Source organism: Variovorax ginsengisoli (genome assembly GCF_030811835.1).
Taxonomy (GTDB): Bacteria; Pseudomonadota; Gammaproteobacteria; order Burkholderiales; family Burkholderiaceae_C; genus Variovorax; species Variovorax ginsengisoli_C.
Window position 1 is genome coordinate 129,693 of record NZ_JAUSRO010000008.1, and the last position, 19,227, is coordinate 148,919.

The 19,227-nt window shown below is 67.1% G+C and carries 18 protein-coding genes; 12 read left to right on the plus strand and 6 right to left on the minus strand.

Annotated elements, in window-relative coordinates; all coding sequences use genetic code 11:
• Positions 1-21 precede the first annotated feature (21 nt).
• The 3 genes from J2W36_RS14100 to J2W36_RS14110 form a co-directional block, all read right to left on the minus strand.
• Positions 22-1,245, minus strand: coding sequence for a M20 aminoacylase family protein (locus J2W36_RS14100; RefSeq protein ID WP_307690373.1), 1,224 nt, complete (start codon positions 1,243-1,245; stop codon positions 22-24).
• A 2-nt stretch (positions 1,246-1,247) separates the two neighbouring features.
• The gene (locus tag J2W36_RS14105) at positions 1,248-2,228 is read right to left on the minus strand and encodes an ABC transporter permease (protein WP_307690374.1); all 981 of its coding nucleotides are present in this window, start codon (positions 2,226-2,228) and stop codon (positions 1,248-1,250) included.
• Positions 2,229-2,446: 218 nt separating this feature from the next.
• A complete protein-coding gene (locus tag J2W36_RS14110; RefSeq protein ID WP_307690375.1) occupies positions 2,447-3,562 on the minus strand; it encodes a porin in 1,116 nt (371 codons plus the stop codon).
• Between the two features lie 272 nt (positions 3,563-3,834).
• On the opposite strand from J2W36_RS14110, the gene coq7 reads away from it, so the two are divergent.
• Positions 3,835-4,464 carry a 2-polyprenyl-3-methyl-6-methoxy-1,4-benzoquinone monooxygenase gene (coq7, locus tag J2W36_RS14115; protein WP_307690376.1) on the plus strand — a complete coding sequence of 210 codons (630 nt, stop codon included), beginning with the start codon at positions 3,835-3,837 and terminating at the stop codon, positions 4,462-4,464.
• Positions 4,465-4,508: 44 nt separating this feature from the next.
• Here the strand turns inward: coq7 and J2W36_RS14120 are convergent, their stop codons facing one another.
• Positions 4,509-4,958: an OsmC family protein gene (locus J2W36_RS14120; RefSeq protein ID WP_307690377.1), complete on the minus strand. Its 450-nt coding sequence runs from the start codon at positions 4,956-4,958 to the stop codon at positions 4,509-4,511.
• A 284-nt stretch (positions 4,959-5,242) separates the two neighbouring features.
• On the opposite strand from J2W36_RS14120, the gene ilvA reads away from it, so the two are divergent.
• Positions 5,243-6,826, plus strand: coding sequence for a threonine ammonia-lyase, biosynthetic (ilvA, locus tag J2W36_RS14125; RefSeq protein ID WP_307690378.1), 1,584 nt, complete (start codon positions 5,243-5,245; stop codon positions 6,824-6,826).
• Positions 6,827-6,853: 27 nt separating this feature from the next.
• On the opposite strand, the gene J2W36_RS14130 is transcribed toward ilvA, so the two are convergent.
• On the minus strand, positions 6,854-7,378 hold the full coding sequence (locus J2W36_RS14130; RefSeq protein WP_307690379.1) for a type II secretion system protein N: 525 nt from the start codon (positions 7,376-7,378) through the stop codon (positions 6,854-6,856).
• A gap of 67 nt (positions 7,379-7,445) precedes the next feature.
• Here J2W36_RS14130 and gspG point away from each other — a divergent pair, with 67 nt between their 5' ends.
• Genes gspG through gspK form a run of 5 tightly spaced genes read left to right on the plus strand, consistent with a single transcriptional unit; the run spans position 7,446 to position 10,476 of the window.
• Entirely contained in the window at positions 7,446-7,886 is a 441-nt protein-coding gene (gene gspG, locus J2W36_RS14135) for a type II secretion system major pseudopilin GspG (RefSeq protein ID WP_307690380.1), read from the plus strand.
• Positions 7,861-8,370 carry a prepilin-type N-terminal cleavage/methylation domain-containing protein gene (locus J2W36_RS14140; RefSeq protein ID WP_307690381.1) on the plus strand — a complete coding sequence of 170 codons (510 nt, stop codon included), beginning with the start codon at positions 7,861-7,863 and terminating at the stop codon, positions 8,368-8,370. The genes gspG and J2W36_RS14140 overlap by 26 nt, the downstream gene beginning before the upstream one ends.
• Entirely contained in the window at positions 8,367-8,747 is a 381-nt protein-coding gene (gene gspI / locus J2W36_RS14145; RefSeq protein WP_307690382.1) for a type II secretion system minor pseudopilin GspI, read from the plus strand. Before J2W36_RS14140 ends, gspI begins: the two co-directional genes overlap by 4 nt.
• Positions 8,747-9,415 carry a PulJ/GspJ family protein gene (locus tag J2W36_RS14150; protein ID WP_307690383.1) on the plus strand — a complete coding sequence of 223 codons (669 nt, stop codon included), beginning with the start codon at positions 8,747-8,749 and terminating at the stop codon, positions 9,413-9,415. The genes gspI and J2W36_RS14150 overlap by 1 nt, the downstream gene beginning before the upstream one ends.
• Positions 9,412-10,476 (plus strand): type II secretion system minor pseudopilin GspK, encoded by a 1,065-nt coding sequence (gspK, locus tag J2W36_RS14155; protein ID WP_307690384.1) that lies wholly within the window; start codon positions 9,412-9,414, stop codon positions 10,474-10,476. The genes J2W36_RS14150 and gspK overlap by 4 nt, the downstream gene beginning before the upstream one ends.
• Before the next feature lie 37 nt (positions 10,477-10,513).
• Here gspK and J2W36_RS14160 read toward each other — a convergent pair whose 3' ends face one another.
• On the minus strand, positions 10,514-12,511 hold the full coding sequence (locus J2W36_RS14160; protein WP_307690385.1) for an acid phosphatase: 1,998 nt from the start codon (positions 12,509-12,511) through the stop codon (positions 10,514-10,516).
• 366 nt (positions 12,512-12,877) lie between these two features.
• On the opposite strand from J2W36_RS14160, the gene gspL reads away from it, so the two are divergent.
• The 5 genes from gspL to gspE are packed head-to-tail and all read left to right on the plus strand — an operon-like array spanning position 12,878 to position 19,223.
• Entirely contained in the window at positions 12,878-14,086 is a 1,209-nt protein-coding gene (gene gspL, locus J2W36_RS14165; protein ID WP_307690386.1) for a type II secretion system protein GspL, read from the plus strand.
• The gene (locus J2W36_RS14170; protein WP_307690387.1) at positions 14,083-14,697 is read left to right on the plus strand and encodes a type II secretion system protein M; all 615 of its coding nucleotides are present in this window, start codon (positions 14,083-14,085) and stop codon (positions 14,695-14,697) included. The genes gspL and J2W36_RS14170 overlap by 4 nt, the downstream gene beginning before the upstream one ends.
• Positions 14,698-14,710: 13 nt before the next feature.
• The gene (gene gspN, locus J2W36_RS14175) at positions 14,711-15,517 is read left to right on the plus strand and encodes a type II secretion system protein N (RefSeq protein WP_307690388.1); all 807 of its coding nucleotides are present in this window, start codon (positions 14,711-14,713) and stop codon (positions 15,515-15,517) included.
• Positions 15,518-15,519: 2 nt separating this feature from the next.
• On the plus strand, positions 15,520-17,796 hold the full coding sequence (gspD, locus tag J2W36_RS14180) for a type II secretion system secretin GspD (RefSeq protein WP_307690389.1): 2,277 nt from the start codon (positions 15,520-15,522) through the stop codon (positions 17,794-17,796).
• 5 nt (positions 17,797-17,801) lie between these two features.
• Positions 17,802-19,223, plus strand: a complete 1,422-nt coding sequence (gene gspE / locus J2W36_RS14185; RefSeq protein WP_307690390.1) for a type II secretion system ATPase GspE — start codon at positions 17,802-17,804, stop codon at positions 19,221-19,223.
• Positions 19,224-19,227: the final 4 nt, after the last annotated feature.

Sequence of the window (19,227 nt, forward strand, 5' to 3'; positions counted from 1 at the left end):
CAGCTGCGTTGAAAAAAGGATTCAGGAAGGAAGGAGCGGCATCGCCTGCTCCGCGAGACCGGCATGCAGGGCTGCACCCAGCGGCAGAATATCGTCGTTGAAGTCGTAGCGGCTGTTGTGCAGCGAGGTGCTGCCCACACCACCTGTGCCGCCCTGCCCGATGCGCAGGTAGGCGCCCGGCTTGACCTGCAGCATGAACGAAAAATCTTCGGCGCCCATGCTGGGCTCCATGTCGCGGTCCACGTGCTCCGCACCCACCAGCCGCTCGGCCACATCGGCCGCGAAGGCCGCCTCGCGCGGCGTGTTGATGGTCGCCGGATAGATGCGCTCGTAATTCACGCTCGCGCTGGCGCCAAAGCCCAGCGCCACGCCGCTGCACAGTTCGCTCAGGCGCCGCTGCAGGGTGTCCTGCACCTCGGCACTGAAGCTGCGCGCGGTGCCCACCAGCGTGGCCTTGCCCGGGATCACGCTGTAGGCCCCCAGGTCACCCGCCTGCATGGCGCACAGACTCACCACCGCACTGTCGATCGGCCGCACGTTGCGCGACACCAGACTCTGCGCGGCCGTGATGATGTGCGCGGCCACCAGCACCGGATCGACCGTGTTGTAGGCATGCGCACCGTGGCCGCCGCGGCCGGTGATGTCGATCGTGATCCGGTCAGCCGCCGCCATCATGGCGCCCATGTTGATGCCCACGGTGCCCGGCTTCATGGCCGGCCAGTTGTGCATGCCGTAGACCGACTGCACCGGAAAACGCTCGAAAAGACCGTCCTCGATCATGGCACGCGCGCCGGCAAAGCCCTCCTCGCCCGGCTGGAAGATCAGCACGGCGGTGCCGTCGAAATTGCGCGTGGCCGCCAGATAGCGTGCGGCGCCCACCAGCATGGTGGTGTGGCCGTCATGGCCGCAACCATGCATGAGGCCGTGCTTGGCCGACTTCCAGGTGAATTCGTTGTGCTCGGTCATCGGCAACGCGTCCATGTCGGCGCGCAGGCCGATCATGGCGCCGCGCGTGTCACGCCGCCCGCGAATGACCGCGACAAAGCCGGTCTTGCCGATGTGTTCGTGGATCTCGTCCACGCCACAGGCGCGCAGCGCCTCTTTCACGCGGGCGGCGGTATAGACCTCCTCGAAGCCGAGTTCGGGATGGGCATGCAGGTCGCGGCGCAGGGCTGTCAGCTCCGAATGAAATTCGGCGATGTGCGCGAAGGCGCGGCCACCCGCGCGGATGCGTGCGGGCTGCATCGTCAGTGCCCCCCTGCCTTGCCCACACGCAAGCGAGGATCGACCGCGAAATACAGCAGGTCCACCACCAGATTGATGACCACGAAAATCAGCGCAATCAGGCACAGGTAGGCCGCCATCACCGGAATGTCGGCAAAGGTGACGGCCTGGATGAACAGCAAGCCCATGCCGGGCCACTGGAACACGCTCTCGGTGATGATCGCAAAGGCGATCAGCCCGCCGAGCTGCAGGCCGGTGATGGTCATCACGGGCACCAGCGTGTTCTTGAGCGCGTGGCCGAAATGGATCGCACGGTTGCTCAGGCCGCGGGCACGCGCGAACTTGATGTAGTCGGTACGCAGCACCTCGAGCATCTCGGCACGCACCAGCCGCATGATCAGCGTGAGCTGGAAGATGGCCAGCGTGATGGCAGGCAGCACGATGTGCATCCAGCCATCGACCTTGAACAGGCCCGATGTCCACCAACCGAACTGCACGGTTTCACCGCGGCCGAAACTGGGAAACCAGCCCAGGTGCACGGCAAAAACCAGAATGAGCAGGATGCCGATCAGAAAAGTAGGCAGCGACACGCCCAGCAGGGACACGGTCATGAACACCTGGCTCATGAAGCTGCCGCGGCGCAATGCCGTGTACACACCCATCGGGATGCCGATGACCAAAGCAAGCACTGCAGCCACCATCGCCAACTCAAAGGTCGCGGGAAAGCGCTCACCGATAAGGCGCGACACTTTTGCGCCCTGCCGCAGACTCAGGCCGAACTCGCCGCGCACCGCATTGGACAGAAAATGCCAAAACTGCACGATGAAGGGCTGGTCCAACCCCAGATCGGCCCTCAACTGACGGATCTGCTCAGGTCTTGCATCCTGGCCCAGCAGAAAAACAACCGGATCTCCCACGAACTGAAACAGCAGGAACGAAAAAAACGCTACTGCGACCATCACGATCACAGCCTGGATCAGGCGGCGCAGAACAAAAGCAAGCATTCAGTGGAGGCACACAGGAGTGGAAGTGAAGAACAGATGCTATCCGAGCAAGGGACGTGCCCGAAGCGGGGTGAACGTCATTGACAACTGGATATTTCAGTCGTCAAGCAAGCCGCATCATGCACCGTCATGGCGCACACCAATGAAAAAAGCCTCCCCGCTTGCGCAGGGAGGCTTTTGAAGTCTTTCAACCGAAGCTGGCGTCAGCCAGCGTCAGATCAGAAAGCGTGACGGATACCGAAGTCGTAGCCGGTCGAGTTCTTCGTAGCGCTGGTCGACAGGTTGCCGCTGACGGAGATGTTTGCGCCATCCTTGTTGGAGATGCGAGCAACCGTAGCGTACAGGGCAGTGCGCTTCGACAGGTTGTGCACATAGCCCAGGGCGAACTTGTTAGCCTTCGGGTCAGCAGCGTTGTCCACCTTGGCCTTGACGGTCGAGTAGGAAGCGCGGATCAGGCCAGCACCGATCGGAGCGGTCACGCCGATCAGAGCGCCGTCGAGGTCGACGCTGTCGCTACCGAAGACCACCGAGTTAGGCGAGAAGTCGTTGGTGACGCGCGAGAGTTCGCCGAACAGCTTGACAACGCCCAGGTCGTACGAAGCGCCCAGGTTGGCGGTCTTGACCTTGACTTCTTGAGCAGCGGTGCTCACGACAGTCGTTTCGCCGTAGGCAACAGCCACGTCCAGGGGGCCGTTGGCGTAGCCGAAGCGCGCGCCAGCGTATTCATTGGCCTTGCTGTCGAAGGTCGAGCCGTCGGTCTTGGTGTTTTCGTGGAAAGCGTATTGTGCTTGGCCGTAGAAACCACCCAGGTTGGCGGGCAGGAAGTAGCCGACCATGTTGTTCGAACGAACGGTGGTCGAATCAGAAGCGAAACCTGCGCCGGTCAGAACAGCGCTGTGGGCAGCGTTGATGACGTTGGTGCCAACGCCGTTGGTGCCGAACGGATCGAACGTGGTGTCGTTCCAGAACGTGGCGGTGTAGTCACGGCCGATACGGAATTCACCGAACGGGCCCGACAGGCTCACGGTCGAACGACGGTTGAACAGCTGCGTGCCGCCACCACCAGCTGCGCCGGTGTCATTGCCCAGAGCAGCTTCGAGCCAGAAACCAGCAGCCAGGCCGCCACCGAGGTCTTCCGTACCGCGGAAGCCGAGGCGGCTCGAGTTGTAACCCGAGTTCGTTTGTTGCCACGAGCTGGTCTTGGCGCCGCCGTCGGCCTTGTTTTGGTAGTAGCTGACGCCTGCGTCAACGATACCGAACAGGGTGACGGACGACTGAGCAGAGGCAACGCCGGCAACAGCCAGGGCAGCCAGAGCAACTAGGGATTTTTTCATTGCAAGTTTCTCCAAGGTTAAACATAGGGCTCCGGTGCAGAGGGTTCACTGTGCATCGCACTTTGTGCTCCCACCGGACCCCGGGCCAACCTCCTTTTGGGAAGTTGTAGCTATTGCACCAGAGCCGACGCACCAGAGCAAAAGAATTCACCCGAAATCACCGACGGTCTGCATGTTTCGTTGCAGAAGCACCACACGCTTGCTTTCCGCATGGTGAGAGCCCCGTTGAATGTCTCGCAGCGGCACCCAGCGTCAGCGTTCAGAATGCAGGCATGACACGTTCTATCGACTCTGTTCTGACGGCGGCCGATGCGGCGCTGCGCACCGTGTTCGCGCGACCCCACGCCACGGCACCCACCCCCCGCGCCACCGAGGCCCCCACCGCACTGACCGACGCCGAACGCAGGGAAGCGGGCGCTTTGATGCGGGTGAACCACGTGGGCGAGGTGTGCGCCCAGGCCCTCTACACCGCTCAGGCCGCAGTGACGCGTGATCCGGTGCTGCGCGCCCATCTGCTGGCATCGGCACGGGAGGAAGGCAACCACCTGGCATGGACGCAGGAACGACTGGATGCGTTGGGCGCCAAGCCCTCTGTGCTGAATCCGCTCTGGTACGCAGGCGCGTTTGGACTGGGTCTGGTGGCGGGCCGTTTCGGTGATCCTGTGAGCCTGGGTTTTGTGGCGGAAACAGAGCGCCAGGTCGAAGCCCACCTCGACAGCCATCTCGGCCGACTGCCCGCCGGCGACACGGCATCCCGCGCAGTCGTCCAGCAGATGAAGACGGACGAGGCGCGCCACGCGGCCGAAGCGCGCAACGCGGGTGCGGTGGAACTGCCGCCGCCTGCCAAGGCATTGATGCGCCTGGCTTCCCGTGTCATGACAACCGTGGCGCACCGCATCTGACGCCCCGCAGGGCCAGAGCCGGGCCCTTGCCCCTCGTCCCTTGATCAGGTCTCGACCAGTTCGAAGCTGGTCGTGATCTCCGCGGTCTTGGCCAGCATGATGCTGGCCGAGCAATAGGTTTCGTGGCTGAGCGCCACCGCGCGCTCCACCGCAGCGGCCGGGATGCCCTTGCCGGCAACGGTGAAATGCATGTGGATCTTGGTGAAAACCTTGGGGTCCTTTTCCGCGCGCTCGCTCGTCAGCTTGACGCTGCAACGTTCGACCTTGTGGCGACCGCGCTTGAGGATCAGCACCACGTCGTACGCCGTGCAACCGCCCGTGCCGGCCAGCACCGTTTCCATGGGCCGCGCCGCCAGGTTCTGGCCGCCGTTCTCCGGCTTGGCCGCATCGGGCGCTCCGTCCATCATGAGGACATGGCCGCTGCCTGTTTCGGCGACAAAACCCATGGCCGACCGGGTTCCCGCATCGCCTGTCCAGCTTACCGTGCATTCCATTTTTGAGACTCCGGAGCGGGGGCAAGAACAAAAAGTCACGCCACCACTCATTTTTGTGTGTGAAAAACGCCACTGCGTGTTGCATTGCAGCAAACAGTCGCTATACTTTATTTCATCGCGGACCTAAGGGTTCGCACCAGTTGTCTCCTCCACCCTCTCAATTGGTGGATTTAGCCCCGAGTCGCAAGACTCGGGGCTTTTTTCTTTGTGTCGCCGCGCCCTCTGCCGCACATGGACAGTGGCCGGCCAAGCAGGCACGAGGCCTCTTATCATCGTTGGCTGTCATGACGAAAGCTCCTTTGAAACACGCCGCAAGCACGCCCGCATCCAGCGCACTCACGCCGGCCGACTACCTCAAAAAGATCCTGAACGCCCGCGTCTACGACGTCGCCGTGGAGTCCGCGCTCGAACCGGCGCGAACCCTGAGCGCCAGGCTGGGCAACACCGTGCTGCTCAAGCGCGAGGACCAGCAGCCCGTCTTCAGCTTCAAGCTGCGAGGCGCGTTCAACAAGATGGTCCAGCTCAGCCCCGCGCAACTGGCCGCCGGTGTCATCTGCGCGTCCGCCGGCAACCATGCGCAAGGTGTGGCACTGAGCGGCCGCAAGCTCGGCACGCGCGCCGTGATCGTGATGCCCACCACCACGCCGCAAGTGAAAATCGACGCGGTGCGCGGTTTCGGTGGCGAGGTGGTGCTGCATGGCGACAGCTATTCCGACGCCTACCTGCATGCGCTCGAACTGCAGACGCGCGAGGGCCTGACCTTCGTGCACCCCTTCGACGATCCAGACGTGATTGCCGGCCAGGGCACGGTGGCCATGGAAATCCTGCGCCAGCATCAGGGCCGGCTCGATGCCGTGTTTGTCGCCATCGGCGGCGGCGGGCTGATTTCGGGGGTGGCCAACTACATCAAGGCAGTGCGCCCTGAAATCCGCGTGATCGGCGTGCAGATGAACGACTCCGACGCGATGATGCAGTCGGTGGCCGCGCAGCAGCGCGTCACGCTGCCCGACGTGGGCCTGTTCTCCGACGGCACGGCCGTCAAGCTGGTGGGCGAAGAGACCTTCCGCATCGCGCGCGAACTGGTCGATGAATTCATCGTGGTCGACACCGACGCGGTATGCGCCGGCATCAAGGACGTCTTCATCGACACCCGCAGCATCGTCGAGCCCTCGGGCGCGCTGGCGGTCGCGGCCATCAAGCAGTACGTCGACACGCATGGCACACACGGCGAGACCTACGCGGCCATCCTCTGCGGCGCCAACATGAACTTCGACCGGCTGCGCTTCGTGGCCGAACGCGCGGAGGTCGGCGAGGAGCGCGAGGCGCTGTTCGCCGTAACCATGCCCGAGGAGCGCGGCAGCTTTCGCCGCTTCTGCGAGCTGGTGGGCGACCTGCCAGGCGCCTCGCGCAATGTGACCGAGTTCAACTACCGCATCAGCGATGCCCGGCAGGCCCATGTGTTCGTCGGCCTGACCACGGCCTTGCGTGGCGAATCGAAGACCATCACCGACACCTTCGCAGCACAGGGTTTTGACACGATCGACCTCACCCACGACGAGCTGGCCAAGGAACACATCCGCCACATGGTCGGCGGCCGCACAGGCCTGGCCCACGACGAACGCCTGCTGCGCTTCATTTTTCCGGAGCGCCCGGGTGCGCTGCTGAAGTTCCTGAGCCTGATGCGGCCCAACTGGAACATCAGCCTGTTCCACTACCGCAACCAGGGCGCCGACTACGGGCGCATCCTGGTGGGCCTGCAGGTGCCGACCACGGACCATCCGGCCTTCGACGAATTCCTGCAGACGCTGGGCTATCCCTTCATCGAGGAAACCGCCAACCCGGTGTATCGCCTGTTCCTGCAGAACTGAGCGGCGGCCAGCGGCTCGCCCGCAGGTTCAGCGCGCGGCGGAGGGCGCCGGGGATGCGCCAGGTGCGCCAGCCCCGGCAGATGCGGGTGGCGACATCACCGCCATCGGCGGCACCGGCATCTCCAGCGTGAACGCGGTGGCCGCGTCGCGGCTGGTGCCCAGGGCGGCGCTGCGCGTGCCAACGGCCTGCAGCACATAGCCCTCGCCCACGGTCATGCCAACGCGAAAGGGCCGCGCCGGCTTGCCGTCGAAAGCAATGAGCGCGGCGCCGCGCTGCGAGCCGCTCGCGACGACGCCCAGCAGTGCGAAACGGGTGGCTGCACCCGGCGTCGCGACCACGGTCTCCGCCGCAGGGCGCACCCCCAGCAAACGGCCGACCGCCGCCGAGTCGATGGCAGCGGCAGGCGCGAGCGCCACGGCAGGCGGCGCGAGTCCGTCGACCGGCGCAGCCAGACGAAGCCCCCAGAACACCACGCTGGCAGCAGCCAGTGCCCACAGGCCAAGCGTGGCGGTAGCGGCAGGCCAACGGGAAGGGGCGTAGGGAAGTGACATAGCCGCGGATTATCATGCAGCACGCGTCACCCGGCGCACCTCTTTCACGCAGACTATTCCAGGCTTCATGGCTCAATTCAAACGCTCCGACGCGCGCGCACTGCAGCGCGGCTTCACCCTGATCGAACTGATGGTGGTGCTGGTCATCATCGGCGTGCTGGCGGCGCTGATCGTGCCCAACGTCATCGGCCGGGCCGACGATGCGCGCGCCACCGCCGCCAAGACCGACGTCAACAACCTCATGCAGGCGCTCAAGCTCTACCGGCTCGACAACCAGCGCTATCCCACGGCCGAACAGGGCCTGCAGGCCCTGGTCACGCGGCCGACCACGGGCCCGGCTGCGCCCAACTGGAAGCCTTATGTGGAGAAGCTGCCCAACGACCCCTGGGGCCGGCCGTACCAGTATCTGAATCCAGGCATCAAGGGCGAGATCGACGTGCTGTCGCTGGGGGCCGACGGCCAACCGGGCGGCGAAGGCAACAATGCCGACGTCGGCAGCTGGCAGTAGACGCGACAGGCGCGGCAGCGTCGATACGCCCGTGCGCCGCCGCGCCGCGGGCTTCACGCTGCTCGAACTGCTGGTGGTGATCGCGATCATCGCCATCGCCACGGCCGGCGTCGGCTTTGCGTTGCGCGATTCCGGCCAGGCCTCGCTCGAACGCGAAGGCGAACGGCTGGCCGCGCTGCTCGAATCCGCGCGCGCGCGCTCGCGTGCCAGTGGCATGGTGGTGCGCTGGCGCCCCACGCCCCAGGGCCCCGGCGACTTCACTTTCGACGGCCTGCCGCCCGGTGCGCTGCCCGCCCAATGGCTCACGAGTGGCATCGGTGCGCAGCTGCGGGGTGCCGGCGGCGAGGCCGTCGCCGCACTGCAGCTCGGTCCCGATCCGATCATCGCGGCGCAGCAGGTCGTGCTGAGCCTGCCCGGGCCACAGCCGCAGACGGTGCGCATCGCCACCGATGGCCTGCGCCCCTTTGCGATCGTCTCGCCATGAAAGCGCGACGCAACGCCCGCAACAGCACCCGCGGGTTCACGCTGATCGAAGTGATGGTGGCGCTGGCCATCGTGGCCATTGCGCTGGCTGCCGGCACGCAGGCCACGACCGCGCTCGTGCGCAACGCGCAGCGGCAGTCGGACGTCATGCTCGCGCAGATCTGCGCCGAGAACGAGCTGATCCTGGCACGCATGGCCTCGCAGATGCCCGCCATTGGCGATACGGCTCGCACCTGCACGCAGGCCAACACCGATTTCCCCGTGACCGTGTCGACCACGGCCACGCTCAATCCGAACTTCCGCCGGGTCGACGTGCAGGTGCGCGACCTCAACGACTATTCGATCATCCGGATCTCCACCGTCGTGGGGCGTTACTGATGCAGCCAAGGCAACGCGCACACGGCTTCACGCTGATCGAGCTGATGGTGGCGATCGCGGCCATGGCGCTGCTCGCGCTGATGAGCTGGCGCGGCGTTGACGGCATGACCCGCACCCAGGGCCAGATGCGCGAACGCGGCGATGCCGTTCTCACGCTGCAGACGGCGTTGTCGCAGTGGGGCACCGACCTCGACGCCATTGCGGTGCTGCCCTCGACCCAGCCGATCGACTGGAACGGGCGGGCCGTGCGCCTGACACGCACCCTCACCGATGGTGTTCAGCCGCTGGTCGAGGTGGTGGCCTGGACCGTGCGCAACGACGCGGCCGGCGTGCCGCGCTGGTACCGTTGGGCATCACCGACGCTTCGCACGCGGGGCGACTGGCAGCAGGCGTGGGAACGCGCCGCCAGCTGGGCGGAGAACGGCGACACCGAGACGCAGGGCACCGAAGTCGCATTGATGCCCCTGCAGGGTTGGCAACTGCAGTACTTCCGCAACAACCTCTGGCAACCGGCCACCGGCGCCGATGCGTCGGGCACGACCACATCGACGGTGCCCGACGGCGTGCGCGTGGTGCTCGACCTGCCGCAGGGCAACGCGCTCGCTGGCGAGATCACCCGTGACTGGGTCAAACCGAACTTCGCGGTGACCGCGCCCAGACAGCAATGAAACCGCAACGCGCCCAACGCGGTGCCGCCCTGCTCGCGGCGATGCTCACGGTCACGCTGGTCGCGACCTTCGCCGCAGCGGCCCTCTGGCAGCAGTGGCGCTCGGCCGAAATCGAGGCGGCCGAGCGCACTCGCATGCAGTCGGCCTGGGTGCTGATCGGTGCGCTCGACTGGTCGCGGATCATCCTGCGCGAGGACGGCAACAGCCCGGTCGGCCAACGGACGGACAACCTGTCGGAGCCCTGGGCCATCCCGCTCGAAGAAGCCAGGCTCACCAGCTTCCTCGCGGCCGACAAGAACATCGCCAGCGATGCGCTCGAAGGGCTGCCGGACGCTTTTCTTTCGGGTCGTATCATCGATGCGCAGTCCAAGCTGAACGCAACCAATCTGATTCAGCGCGACATGAAAGGCACCAAGGCCCTCGCGGCCTTCCGCAAGCTGTTCACCACACTGGGACTGCCGGCACAGGAGGCGGAACTTCTGGCTTCCAACCTGCGCCAGGCTGCGGCCGGAACGGCGGTTGCCAGTGCGGCAGCGGCGGCTTCGGCAGCGACCACGGCAACGGCCGCTGGGGCCACGGCCGCTGGAACCACGGCCAACACAAGCACGGAAAGCGGCGACAACCTCATGGCGCCGCTGATGCCGCAGCAGGTCTCGCAGTTGGTGTGGCTGGGTCTTTCGCCGACGACCGTGGCGGCGATCGAGCCCTACGTGACGGTGCTGCCCGAACCCACGACCCTCAACCTGAACACGGCCAGTGCCGTGGCGCTGGCCGCCAGCATCGACCAGCTCGATCCCTCGACCGCGCAGCAACTGGTCGCAGAGCGCACCCGCAGCCCGTTCAACGACATCGCCCGCGCCCAGGCGATTGCGCCGCAAGCCGACATGGGCAGCGCGTCGGTCGGCGTCACGACGCTCTACTTCGAAGTGTTCGGCAGGCTGCGCATCGACGATCACTGGGTGCAGGAGCATTCGCTCCTGAAACGCACGCCCAACGACACGGTCGGCCCGCGAATCCTGTGGCGCGAGCGACTCGCCGGCACGCAGACACTGCCGCGCTGACTGCCACGCCGAGCCCCGGTGCGGCAGTGTCGGAGGGTCAGGCGCCCAGCGCGTCGATGTGCAACAGCACTTCCTTGCCCGTGTAGGTCGGCGTCACCTTGAAGCCCGGCACCGAGATGGCCGAAAACCGTCCCGTGACGCTGCCGGCGGTAACGAGCGTGAGTGTGTCACCCACACTGGGCACGGCACCCGCGGCGAAACGCAAGTTCAACGTGCCACCCAGGATGGCCACGCCGGCCACACGCAGGCGGCCGGCACCGTTGCCGCCCAGGTTCAACTGCAGCGTGGCGCCGTCGAGTTGCGCGTAGGCACCGGCCACAGCGACCGGCGCCGCCGCATTGCACACCAGCGTGCCGGCACCGACATACACATCGCCCGCGCCGAACGCGCTGACCGAATCGGCCTGCAGCGTGCCGGCGACCAGCTGCGTGCCGCCGCTGTAGCTGTTCTTGCCGCCCAGGCGCAGCGTGCCGCTGCCTCGCTTGCTGAGCTTGCCAGCCCCACCGATGTCGTTGCGCCAGCTGTCCAGTGCATGAAAGCCACCCAGGCTGGCGTCCATGGTCACGACCACATCGCCGTTGAAGGCGCCGTAACCATCGCCTGCGTCGAACAGGTTCAGACGGCCCCAGCCTTCGGCGTCGTCCATCACCGGATAGCCCGAAGGCAGGGCCGTGGTCTTGAGCACCACGCGGCGTTGCATCGCATCGAGGTACGGCAGGCGCGTCTCCAGCAGCACTTCCGCGCCCTTGGGCACGACCGCCGGCAGCGTGGTGTCGCCGATCTGCTTGAAGCCGAAGGTCAGCCGACGCAGATAGTCCGCACGCGCCGCCGCATGGTCGGCAAAGCGATCGGTATCACTGCCTTGCGAATGCGCAAAGTCGTTGAGGGCGGCCGGGCTGGCCGCACCCACCGCGGTCATCAACGTGGCCTGCGCCTGCGCACGGGCGGCGGTCTTTCGTGCCGCGTTGGCCCCGGTCGACAGGCTGGCCACCGCCACGGCCTGGCCGTGCACCCGGCCACCGATCACGTCGAGCGGCGAATGCATACCCGCGAGAATGCGGTTCTCGCCCAGCTCCAGCCCGCGTGCGAGCATTTCCTGGTAGCGCTCGGGCACCACGTAAGCCACGGCGATGGCCTTTCTCACGGCCTCGGCGGTGTGGCCGCTGATGAAGCCGCCGTCAGTTGCGGGCGTACTGCTCTTGGCGGGCTCGAGCGCCGGCACGACCTTCACGCTGCTGCTCCAGCGCCACGGCCGGGCGTACTTGAAGTAGCGCTTGGCAGGCTCGGTGGAACCGTTTTCGCCGATGTTGTTGATCAGGTCCACCACAGTGCCGAAGTCAGGGTTGGCGCTGCCGCCAACGCCGCTGTCGTTGCCCGTGTCGTCGTACCTGACGGTGGTCGCGTCCGCAGCGATGCCGGTGATGCTGGTGGTCTGGCGCGACGCCGCACGCCAGGCGGCCGTCAGCGGCCCCATGCCGTCGCTGATGCTATAGCCCTTGCCACGGCGATCGTCGAGGTAGGCCGCGAGTTCCTGCGCGGCAGTGCGCTGGTTGGTCCGGTCGACCACGTACTGGATGTTGCTGCCGAGCACGGCTGCGTTGAGCACCTTGCCGTCGGTCGCGTCGCCAGGCACGCCGCTCCAAGTCGACGCCGCTACGGCCGGGAAACCGTCGCGCGCGGGCGCTGCTGCACCGGCATCCACCAGCAGGGTGCTGGGTTGCCAGACGTCGAGGAAGCCGGCGACGACACGCACGCCCGCATTCGTTTCCTTGGTCGCATAGCGTGCATCGCCGCGCTGGTTGCTGGCGACGTTGTCCACGAACGGGGGGATGCGTTGCGCGTCTGGCACCGGCGCGCTGTCGGTGAAGCCGAGGTCCTTGGGCGGCGTGGCTGCGGCGACTCCGGGCGATGTCGATCCGGCGGGTGCGGAGGTACTGGTGTGGACGGCGTCGTTGCCGCCACCGCAGGCGGCCAGGCAGAGCGCGGCCACCAGGGTGAGAACGAACGGGCGGCAGGAAGACAGGAAAGGAGCCATGGACAAAGCAAAGAGATGTTCAGGAGGACACAGGAATGGACGCGACACGACATGCAAGTCGGTGCGATGCGCCAGCACGAAAGTCGGCCGGCACATGACAAAGCCGGCGCGTGACGACGCGACCGACGTCCGGCAATCTAGAACGACAAGAAGTCAGGCGCGTGAAACCCGCAGGGCGCGAAAGCGGCGAAAACGTGGCGTCTTCACGACAGTCGGGCTCTTTTCCCGGGCCTGCATTACCAAGGTCATACAGCTTGGTTAAAAGAGGCGGGAATCGCGTTCTGCTTTGCGAATTGCGCTATCAAATCCATAGTGATGGGCGGGTACCCGCACCCTACAATCCCCCGTCCATCCGTCTCCTATCCCATGGCCCTCCTATTTGTCATCACCCCGCTGCCGCCGGCTTCTGCCAGCGATGCCTACGGCTGGGCGCTGTGGTCGGCTGACGGCCGCCAGGTGCGCGAGCATGGCAGCGCCCCGCCTGCTTTGCTGCCCAGTGCCAGCGAGGTGCTGCTGGGCGTGCCCGCCGCCGCCCTGTCCTGGCACCAGGTGACGCTGCCCCAGGGCAGCCTGAGCGGCAATGTGCGCCTGCGTGCAATGCTCGCCGGCCTGCTCGAAGACCGGTTGCTCGACGACCCCGAACTGCTGCATTTCGCCCTGGCGCCCGGTGCCCAGGCCGGCGCGCCTGCCTGGGTGGCGGCATGCAACCGGGCCTGGTTGCGCGCGGCGGTGCAGGCGATCGAATCGACCGGACGGCGCGTCATGCGCATCGTGCCGGAATGGACGCCCCAGCCTGCCGGTGCGCCCTCGATGGTGTTTGCCACCGGCGAGGACGAAAAGGCCCTCGTCACGGTCTGCGATGCCAGCGGCGTGGTCACGCTGCCCCTCGACGCCGCCAGCCTGGCGGTGATCGGCGCGCTGCCAGAAGACACGACGTTGCAGACCGAACCCGCCGTGGCCGAGCGTGCCGAGCAGGTGTTCGGCCAGCGCATTCCGATCCTCACCACCGAGGCGCGCTGGATGCAGGCCAGCCAGTCGCCCTGGGACCTCGCGCAGTTCGACCTGGCCTCCACCGGCCGCGCGCGGGCCGGCAAGAAACTCAACGCCGTGGTCCAGACCCTGCGGCACGCACCACAATGGCGTGCCGCGCGCTGGGGCGCTGCACTGCTGCTCGTCGCGCAGCTGGTGGGCGTCAACGCCTGGGCCTGGAAGGAACGCAATGCGCTCGAAGCCAAGCGCGGTGCGGTCCGCAGCGTCCTCACACAGACCTTTCCCGCAGTGCAACTGGTGGTCGATGCGCCGGTGCAGATGTCGCGCGAAGTCGCGCTGCTTCAGGTGGCCACCGGGGGCGTGACGCCCAGCGACCTCGAACCCATGCTCGCCGCGGTGGGCGCCAGCCTCTCGCCCGGCCGCACGCCGAGCGCCATCGACTACAGCGGCGGCCAGTTGCGTCTGCGCGGCCTCGGCCTGCAGGCCTCCGACGCCGAGCGGTTGTCGGCCACGCTGTCCACGCGCGGCTACAGCGCACGCGCCGAAGGCGACCTGCTGCTGGTGCAGGCGGAATCGTCACGATGAGCGCGCTCGCCACTTTCCACGTACGCCGCAAGCTCTGGTGGGCACAACTCGCGCCGCGCGAACAACGCCTGGCGACGGTAGCGCTCACGCTCGTGGTGCTGGCGCTGCTGTGGTGGGTCGCCCTTGCGCCGGCACTGCGCACACTGGCCGACGCGCCTGCCGCACATGCGCAGCTCGACGCCCAGCTCCAGCAGATGAGCACGCTGCAGGCCCAGGCCCGTCAACTTCAGACGCAGCCGCGCGTACCGCGCGACGACGCGCTGCGCGCGCTGGAAGGCGCTGTGCGCGATGGCCTGCCGAACGCCCAGCTGCAGGTCGCCGGCGCCAGCGAGGGTGCCACGGTGACGGTGCGCAGCACCGCACCCGACGCCCTGGCGCAATGGCTGGCCCAGGCGCGCGCCAATGCACGCGCGGTGCCGCGTGAAGTCCACCTCACGCGCAGCCAGGCACTGCCGGTTGCGCCCACCAGCCCACGCCCGGCCGCGCTGCCTGCGGGCCGCCCGGCAGCAGCCCCGACTTTGGCTTTGGCTGCAACGCCCGCCGAAGCCTCGGCCACGCCGGCTGCCCCCCGCTGGGATGGCACGCTGGTCATGAGCCTGCCGGCGCGCTGAGCCCCGCACCCCCATGGCAACCTCCGCCCCTCTTCGCCCGCTGCATGCTGCGGCCACGGCCGGCTGGCGCTGGGCCGTCGCAGGCGCACTGCTGGGCACCCTGCTGACGCTCGCGCTGTTCGCGCCTGCACGCTGGCTCGCCTCGGCACTCGTGCATTGGACCGACGGCCACCTGCGGCTGGTCAATGCGCGCGGCACGGTCTGGAACGGAACGGCCGGGCTGGTATTCGCCAGCGGCGTCGGCGGCGCGGAGGCGATTTCGTTGCCGGGCCAGTTCCACTGGCGCCTGCGGCCGCGCTGGGACGGTGTGAGCGCCGCGCTCGACCTGCCCTGCTGCGCACCGGCGCCGCTGCAATTGCTGGCGCATCCACGCAGCAACGGCGTACAGCTGGTGCTGGCCGATGGCCGCTCGCGCTGGCCCGCGGCCATGCTGACCGGTTTCGGCGCGCCCTTCAACACGCTCAAGACCGAAGGCGTGCTCGACCTGATCACGCAGTCCTTCGCCGTCGAGGTGCAGGGCCGGCAGCTCGCGCTGCAGGGTCGCGCCACCCTGGATGCAAGCGACATCTCCTCCAGCCTGTCGACCCTGCGGCCGATGGGCAGCTACCGTCTGGCGCTGCAAGGCGGCAGCACGCCGAGCCTGCTGCTGACCACACGCGAAGGCAGCCTGCAACTCAACGGCAGCGGTTACTGGACCGGCACGGCCATGCGCTTCAATGGCGAGGCCAGTGCCGCGCCCGGCAGCGAAGACGCGCTATCGAATCTGTTGAACATCATCGGGCGGCGCAACGGCGCGCGCTCGCTCATCACCCTGGGTTGACCATGAAGCATCTGTCTTCGCACGGCGTTCGTACCGGCCTCGTCGCACTTGCGGCGCAGCTGGTGTTCGCCGCCTGCATTCCAACGGCTTTCGCGCAGGACACGGTACCGCGCCGCGGCGAGCCGATCACCTTGAACTTCAGCAATGCCGAAATCGAATCGGTGGCGCGCACGATGGCAGTGGTCACCGGCAGAGATGTCGTGGTGGACCCGCGCGTCAAGGGCACGATGACGCTGGTCACCGACCGCGCCATCGCACCGGCCGCAGCGTTCAACCAGTTCGCCGCCGCGCTGCGCCTGCAGGGCTTTGCGGTGGTGCAGGCCGACGGCCTCTACAAGATCGTGCCTGAAGCCGACGCCAAGCTGCAAAGCAGTGCCATCGCCGGCTCGACCGGCGCGGCCGCGCGCATGAGCGGCAACCAGATCGTCACGCAGGTCTTCAAGCTCAACTACGAATCGGCCAACAACCTGCTGCCGGTGCTGCGCCCACTGATCGCGCCGAACAACACCATCAACGTGAACCCCGGCAACAACTCGCTGGTGATCACCGACTACGCCGAAAACCTGAGCCGGCTCGCGCGCATCGTGGCCTCGCTCGACGTACCCAATGCGTCGGACATCGAGGTGATTCCGCTGCGCCACGCCATCGCCACCGACATGGTGCCGCTGGTCACGCGCCTGCTCGAAGGCGGCACGGGCACCGCGGGCGGCGCTGCCGCACCGGGCGTCGTCGACGCCTCCTTTCGCACCGCACTGCAGGCCGATCCGCGCAGCAATTCGCTGATCCTGCGCGCGGCCAATCCGGCTCGGGCGCAGCTGGTGCGATCGCTCATCGACAAACTCGACCGCGCGCCCATCGACAGCAGCAACGGCGCGGCCGGCAACATCTATGTGGTCTACCTGAAGAACGCCGATGCAGTGAAGCTGGCGACCACGCTGCGCGCGGCGATGACCAGCAACAACGCAGGCGGCGCATCGGGTGCGATGGCGGGCAACACCGGCTCGTCCGGCACCTCGGGCACGACCAACCAGCCGCAGAACAGCTCGACCGGCGGCGTCACCAGCGCGGCGGCCAGCGCGCCGCTCAACAACGCCAATCAGCCGTCCACCGGTGGCCAGATCCAGGCCGACCCGTCCACCAATTCGCTGATCATCACTGCCCCCGAGCCGCAGTACAGGCAGCTTCGCGCGGTGATCGACAAGCTCGACGGGCGGCGCGCACAGGTCATGGTCGAGAGCCTGATCGTGGAGGTGAACGCCGACAAGGCCGCCGAATTCGGCGTGCAGTGGCAGACGGCCATCGGCGCGACTGGCGCCATCGGCACCAACTCCAGCCTGGCCGGCTCCAACATCCTGGCGCTGTCGGCCGGCACCGCGCAAGCCTCGTCGGGCTTCAATATCGGGCTGGGCACCAAGGTCAACGGCGTGAGCGCGCTCGGTCTGGTCGCGCGCTTTCTGCAGAGCAATGGCGAAGGCAATGTGCTCTCCACACCCAACCTGCTCACGCTGGACAACGAAGAAGCCAAGATCGTGATCGGCCAGAACGTGCCCTTCGTGACCGGCCAGTACACCAGCACTGGCAGCAGCAGCACCTCGGTCAGCCCGTTTCAGACCATCGAGCGCAAGGACGTGGGCCTGACGCTGCGCGTGCGCCCGCAGATCAGCGAGAACGGGACCGTGAAGATGACCATCTTCCAGGAGGTCTCCAACGTGGTGGCCAACACCGCCAACAACACGAATGGCCCCACGACCAGCAAGCGCTCGATCGAGTCGAGCGTGGTGGTCGACGACGGCAGCATCATCGTCATCGGCGGGCTGCTGCAAGACGAATACAGCCGCCAGGACGAGAAGGTGCCGGGCCTGGGCGACATCCCGGTCGTGGGCAGCCTCTTCAAGAGCGAGGTGCGCAGCCGTACCAAGAGCAACCTGATGGTGTTCCTGCGGCCCACGGTGCTGCGCGACAACGCCAGCGGCGAGCTGCTGGCCTCCGAACGCTACGACGCGCTGCGCGCGCTGCAGCAGACCTACCAGCCCGACAGGCAGAACATCATGCTGCGTGGCGTCGATTCGGCGCCGGTGGTGCCGGCCCTGCCACCCCCCACCGTGCCGCCGATGCCTGAGACGCCCGCCGATGCTCCGAAGCCGGGCAGCCGCCGCATCGAGGGAACCCGCCTGATCCCGCCGCCGATGATCGACACCGCCCCGCTGCTCACCCCGAGCCCGCTGCGCGGCGCCCTGCCGCCGACGGCCGACCCGACGACGCGGCGCGAGCTGCCCTGAAGACCATGCGCTACCCCCTGCCCTACGCGTTCGCGCGCAGCCAGCAACTGCTGCTGGAAGAAGCCGACGACGGCACCGCAACGCTGTGGATGCCCAAGACGCCGCCACGCAGCGCGCTGGGTGAAGTCACGCGCAAGTTCACGGTGACAGCCTTCCAGCCGCTGCCCAACGACCAGCTCGCGCAGCGCATCAGCGCCGCCTACGCCAAGGGTGAGTCGAACGCCGCCGCGGTGGTGAGCGAGGTGCAGGGCGACGCCGACCTGTCGCGCATGATGCAGGAGCTGCCGGCGGTCGAAGACTTGCTCGAAAGCGCGGGCGATGCGCCCATCATCCGCATGCTCAACGCGCTGCTCACGCAGGCCGCGCGCGACGGCGCCAGTGACATCCATATCGAACCCTACGAGCGCACGTCGTCGGTGCGCTTTCGCATCGACGGCACGCTGCGCGAGGTGGTGCAGCCCAACCGTGCGCTGCATGCGGCGCTGATCTCGCGCCTGAAGATCATGGCCGACCTGGACATCTCCGAGAAGCGACTGCCGCAGGACGGCCGCATTTCGCTGCGCATCGGCACGCGCGCGGTCGACGTGCGGGTGTCCACGCTGCCCAGCGCACACGGCGAACGTGCGGTGCTGCGGCTGCTGGACAAGACCGAGAGCAAACTCACGCTCGAATCGGTGGGCATGCAGGGCGACACGCTGGCGCGCTTCGAGCGGCTCATCGGCCAGCCCCACGGCATCATCCTGGTGACCGGGCCGACCGGCTCGGGCAAGACGACCACGCTGTACGCCGCGCTCTCTCGCCTGGACGCGGGCAGCAGCAACATCATGACGGTCGAAGACCCGATCGAGTACGAACTCACGGGCGTGGGCCAGACCCAGGTGAACGCGAAGATCGAGTTGACTTTCGCCAAGGCCCTGCGCGCCATCCTGCGGCAGGACCCGGACGTGATCATGATCGGCGAAATCCGCGACTTCGAAACCGCGCAGATCGCCATCCAGGCCTCGCTCACCGGCCACCTGGTGCTCGCCACGCTGCACACCAACGATTCGGTGAGTGCCGTCACGCGCCTCACCGACATGGGCGTGGAACCGTTCCTGTTGAGCTCTTCGCTGCTGGGCGTGCTCGCACAGCGGCTGGTGCGCCGCCTCTGCCCCGTGTGCACCGTGATGCCCGCAGAAGGCGGCGAGGCCACACCTGCAGGCTGCGACGCGTGTGGCCACACGGGCTACCAGGGGCGCACCGGTATTTTCGAGCTGCTGGTGGCCGACGACGCGGTGCAGTCGCTCATCCACAGCCGGGCACCGGAAAGCCAGATTCTGGCGACCGCCGAACATGGCGGCCTGCGCTCGATGCGCGCCGACGGCGAGCGGCTGGTGGCTGCGGGCGTCACATCGCGCGCAGAGCTGTTGCGCGTGACGCGCGACTGAGCGC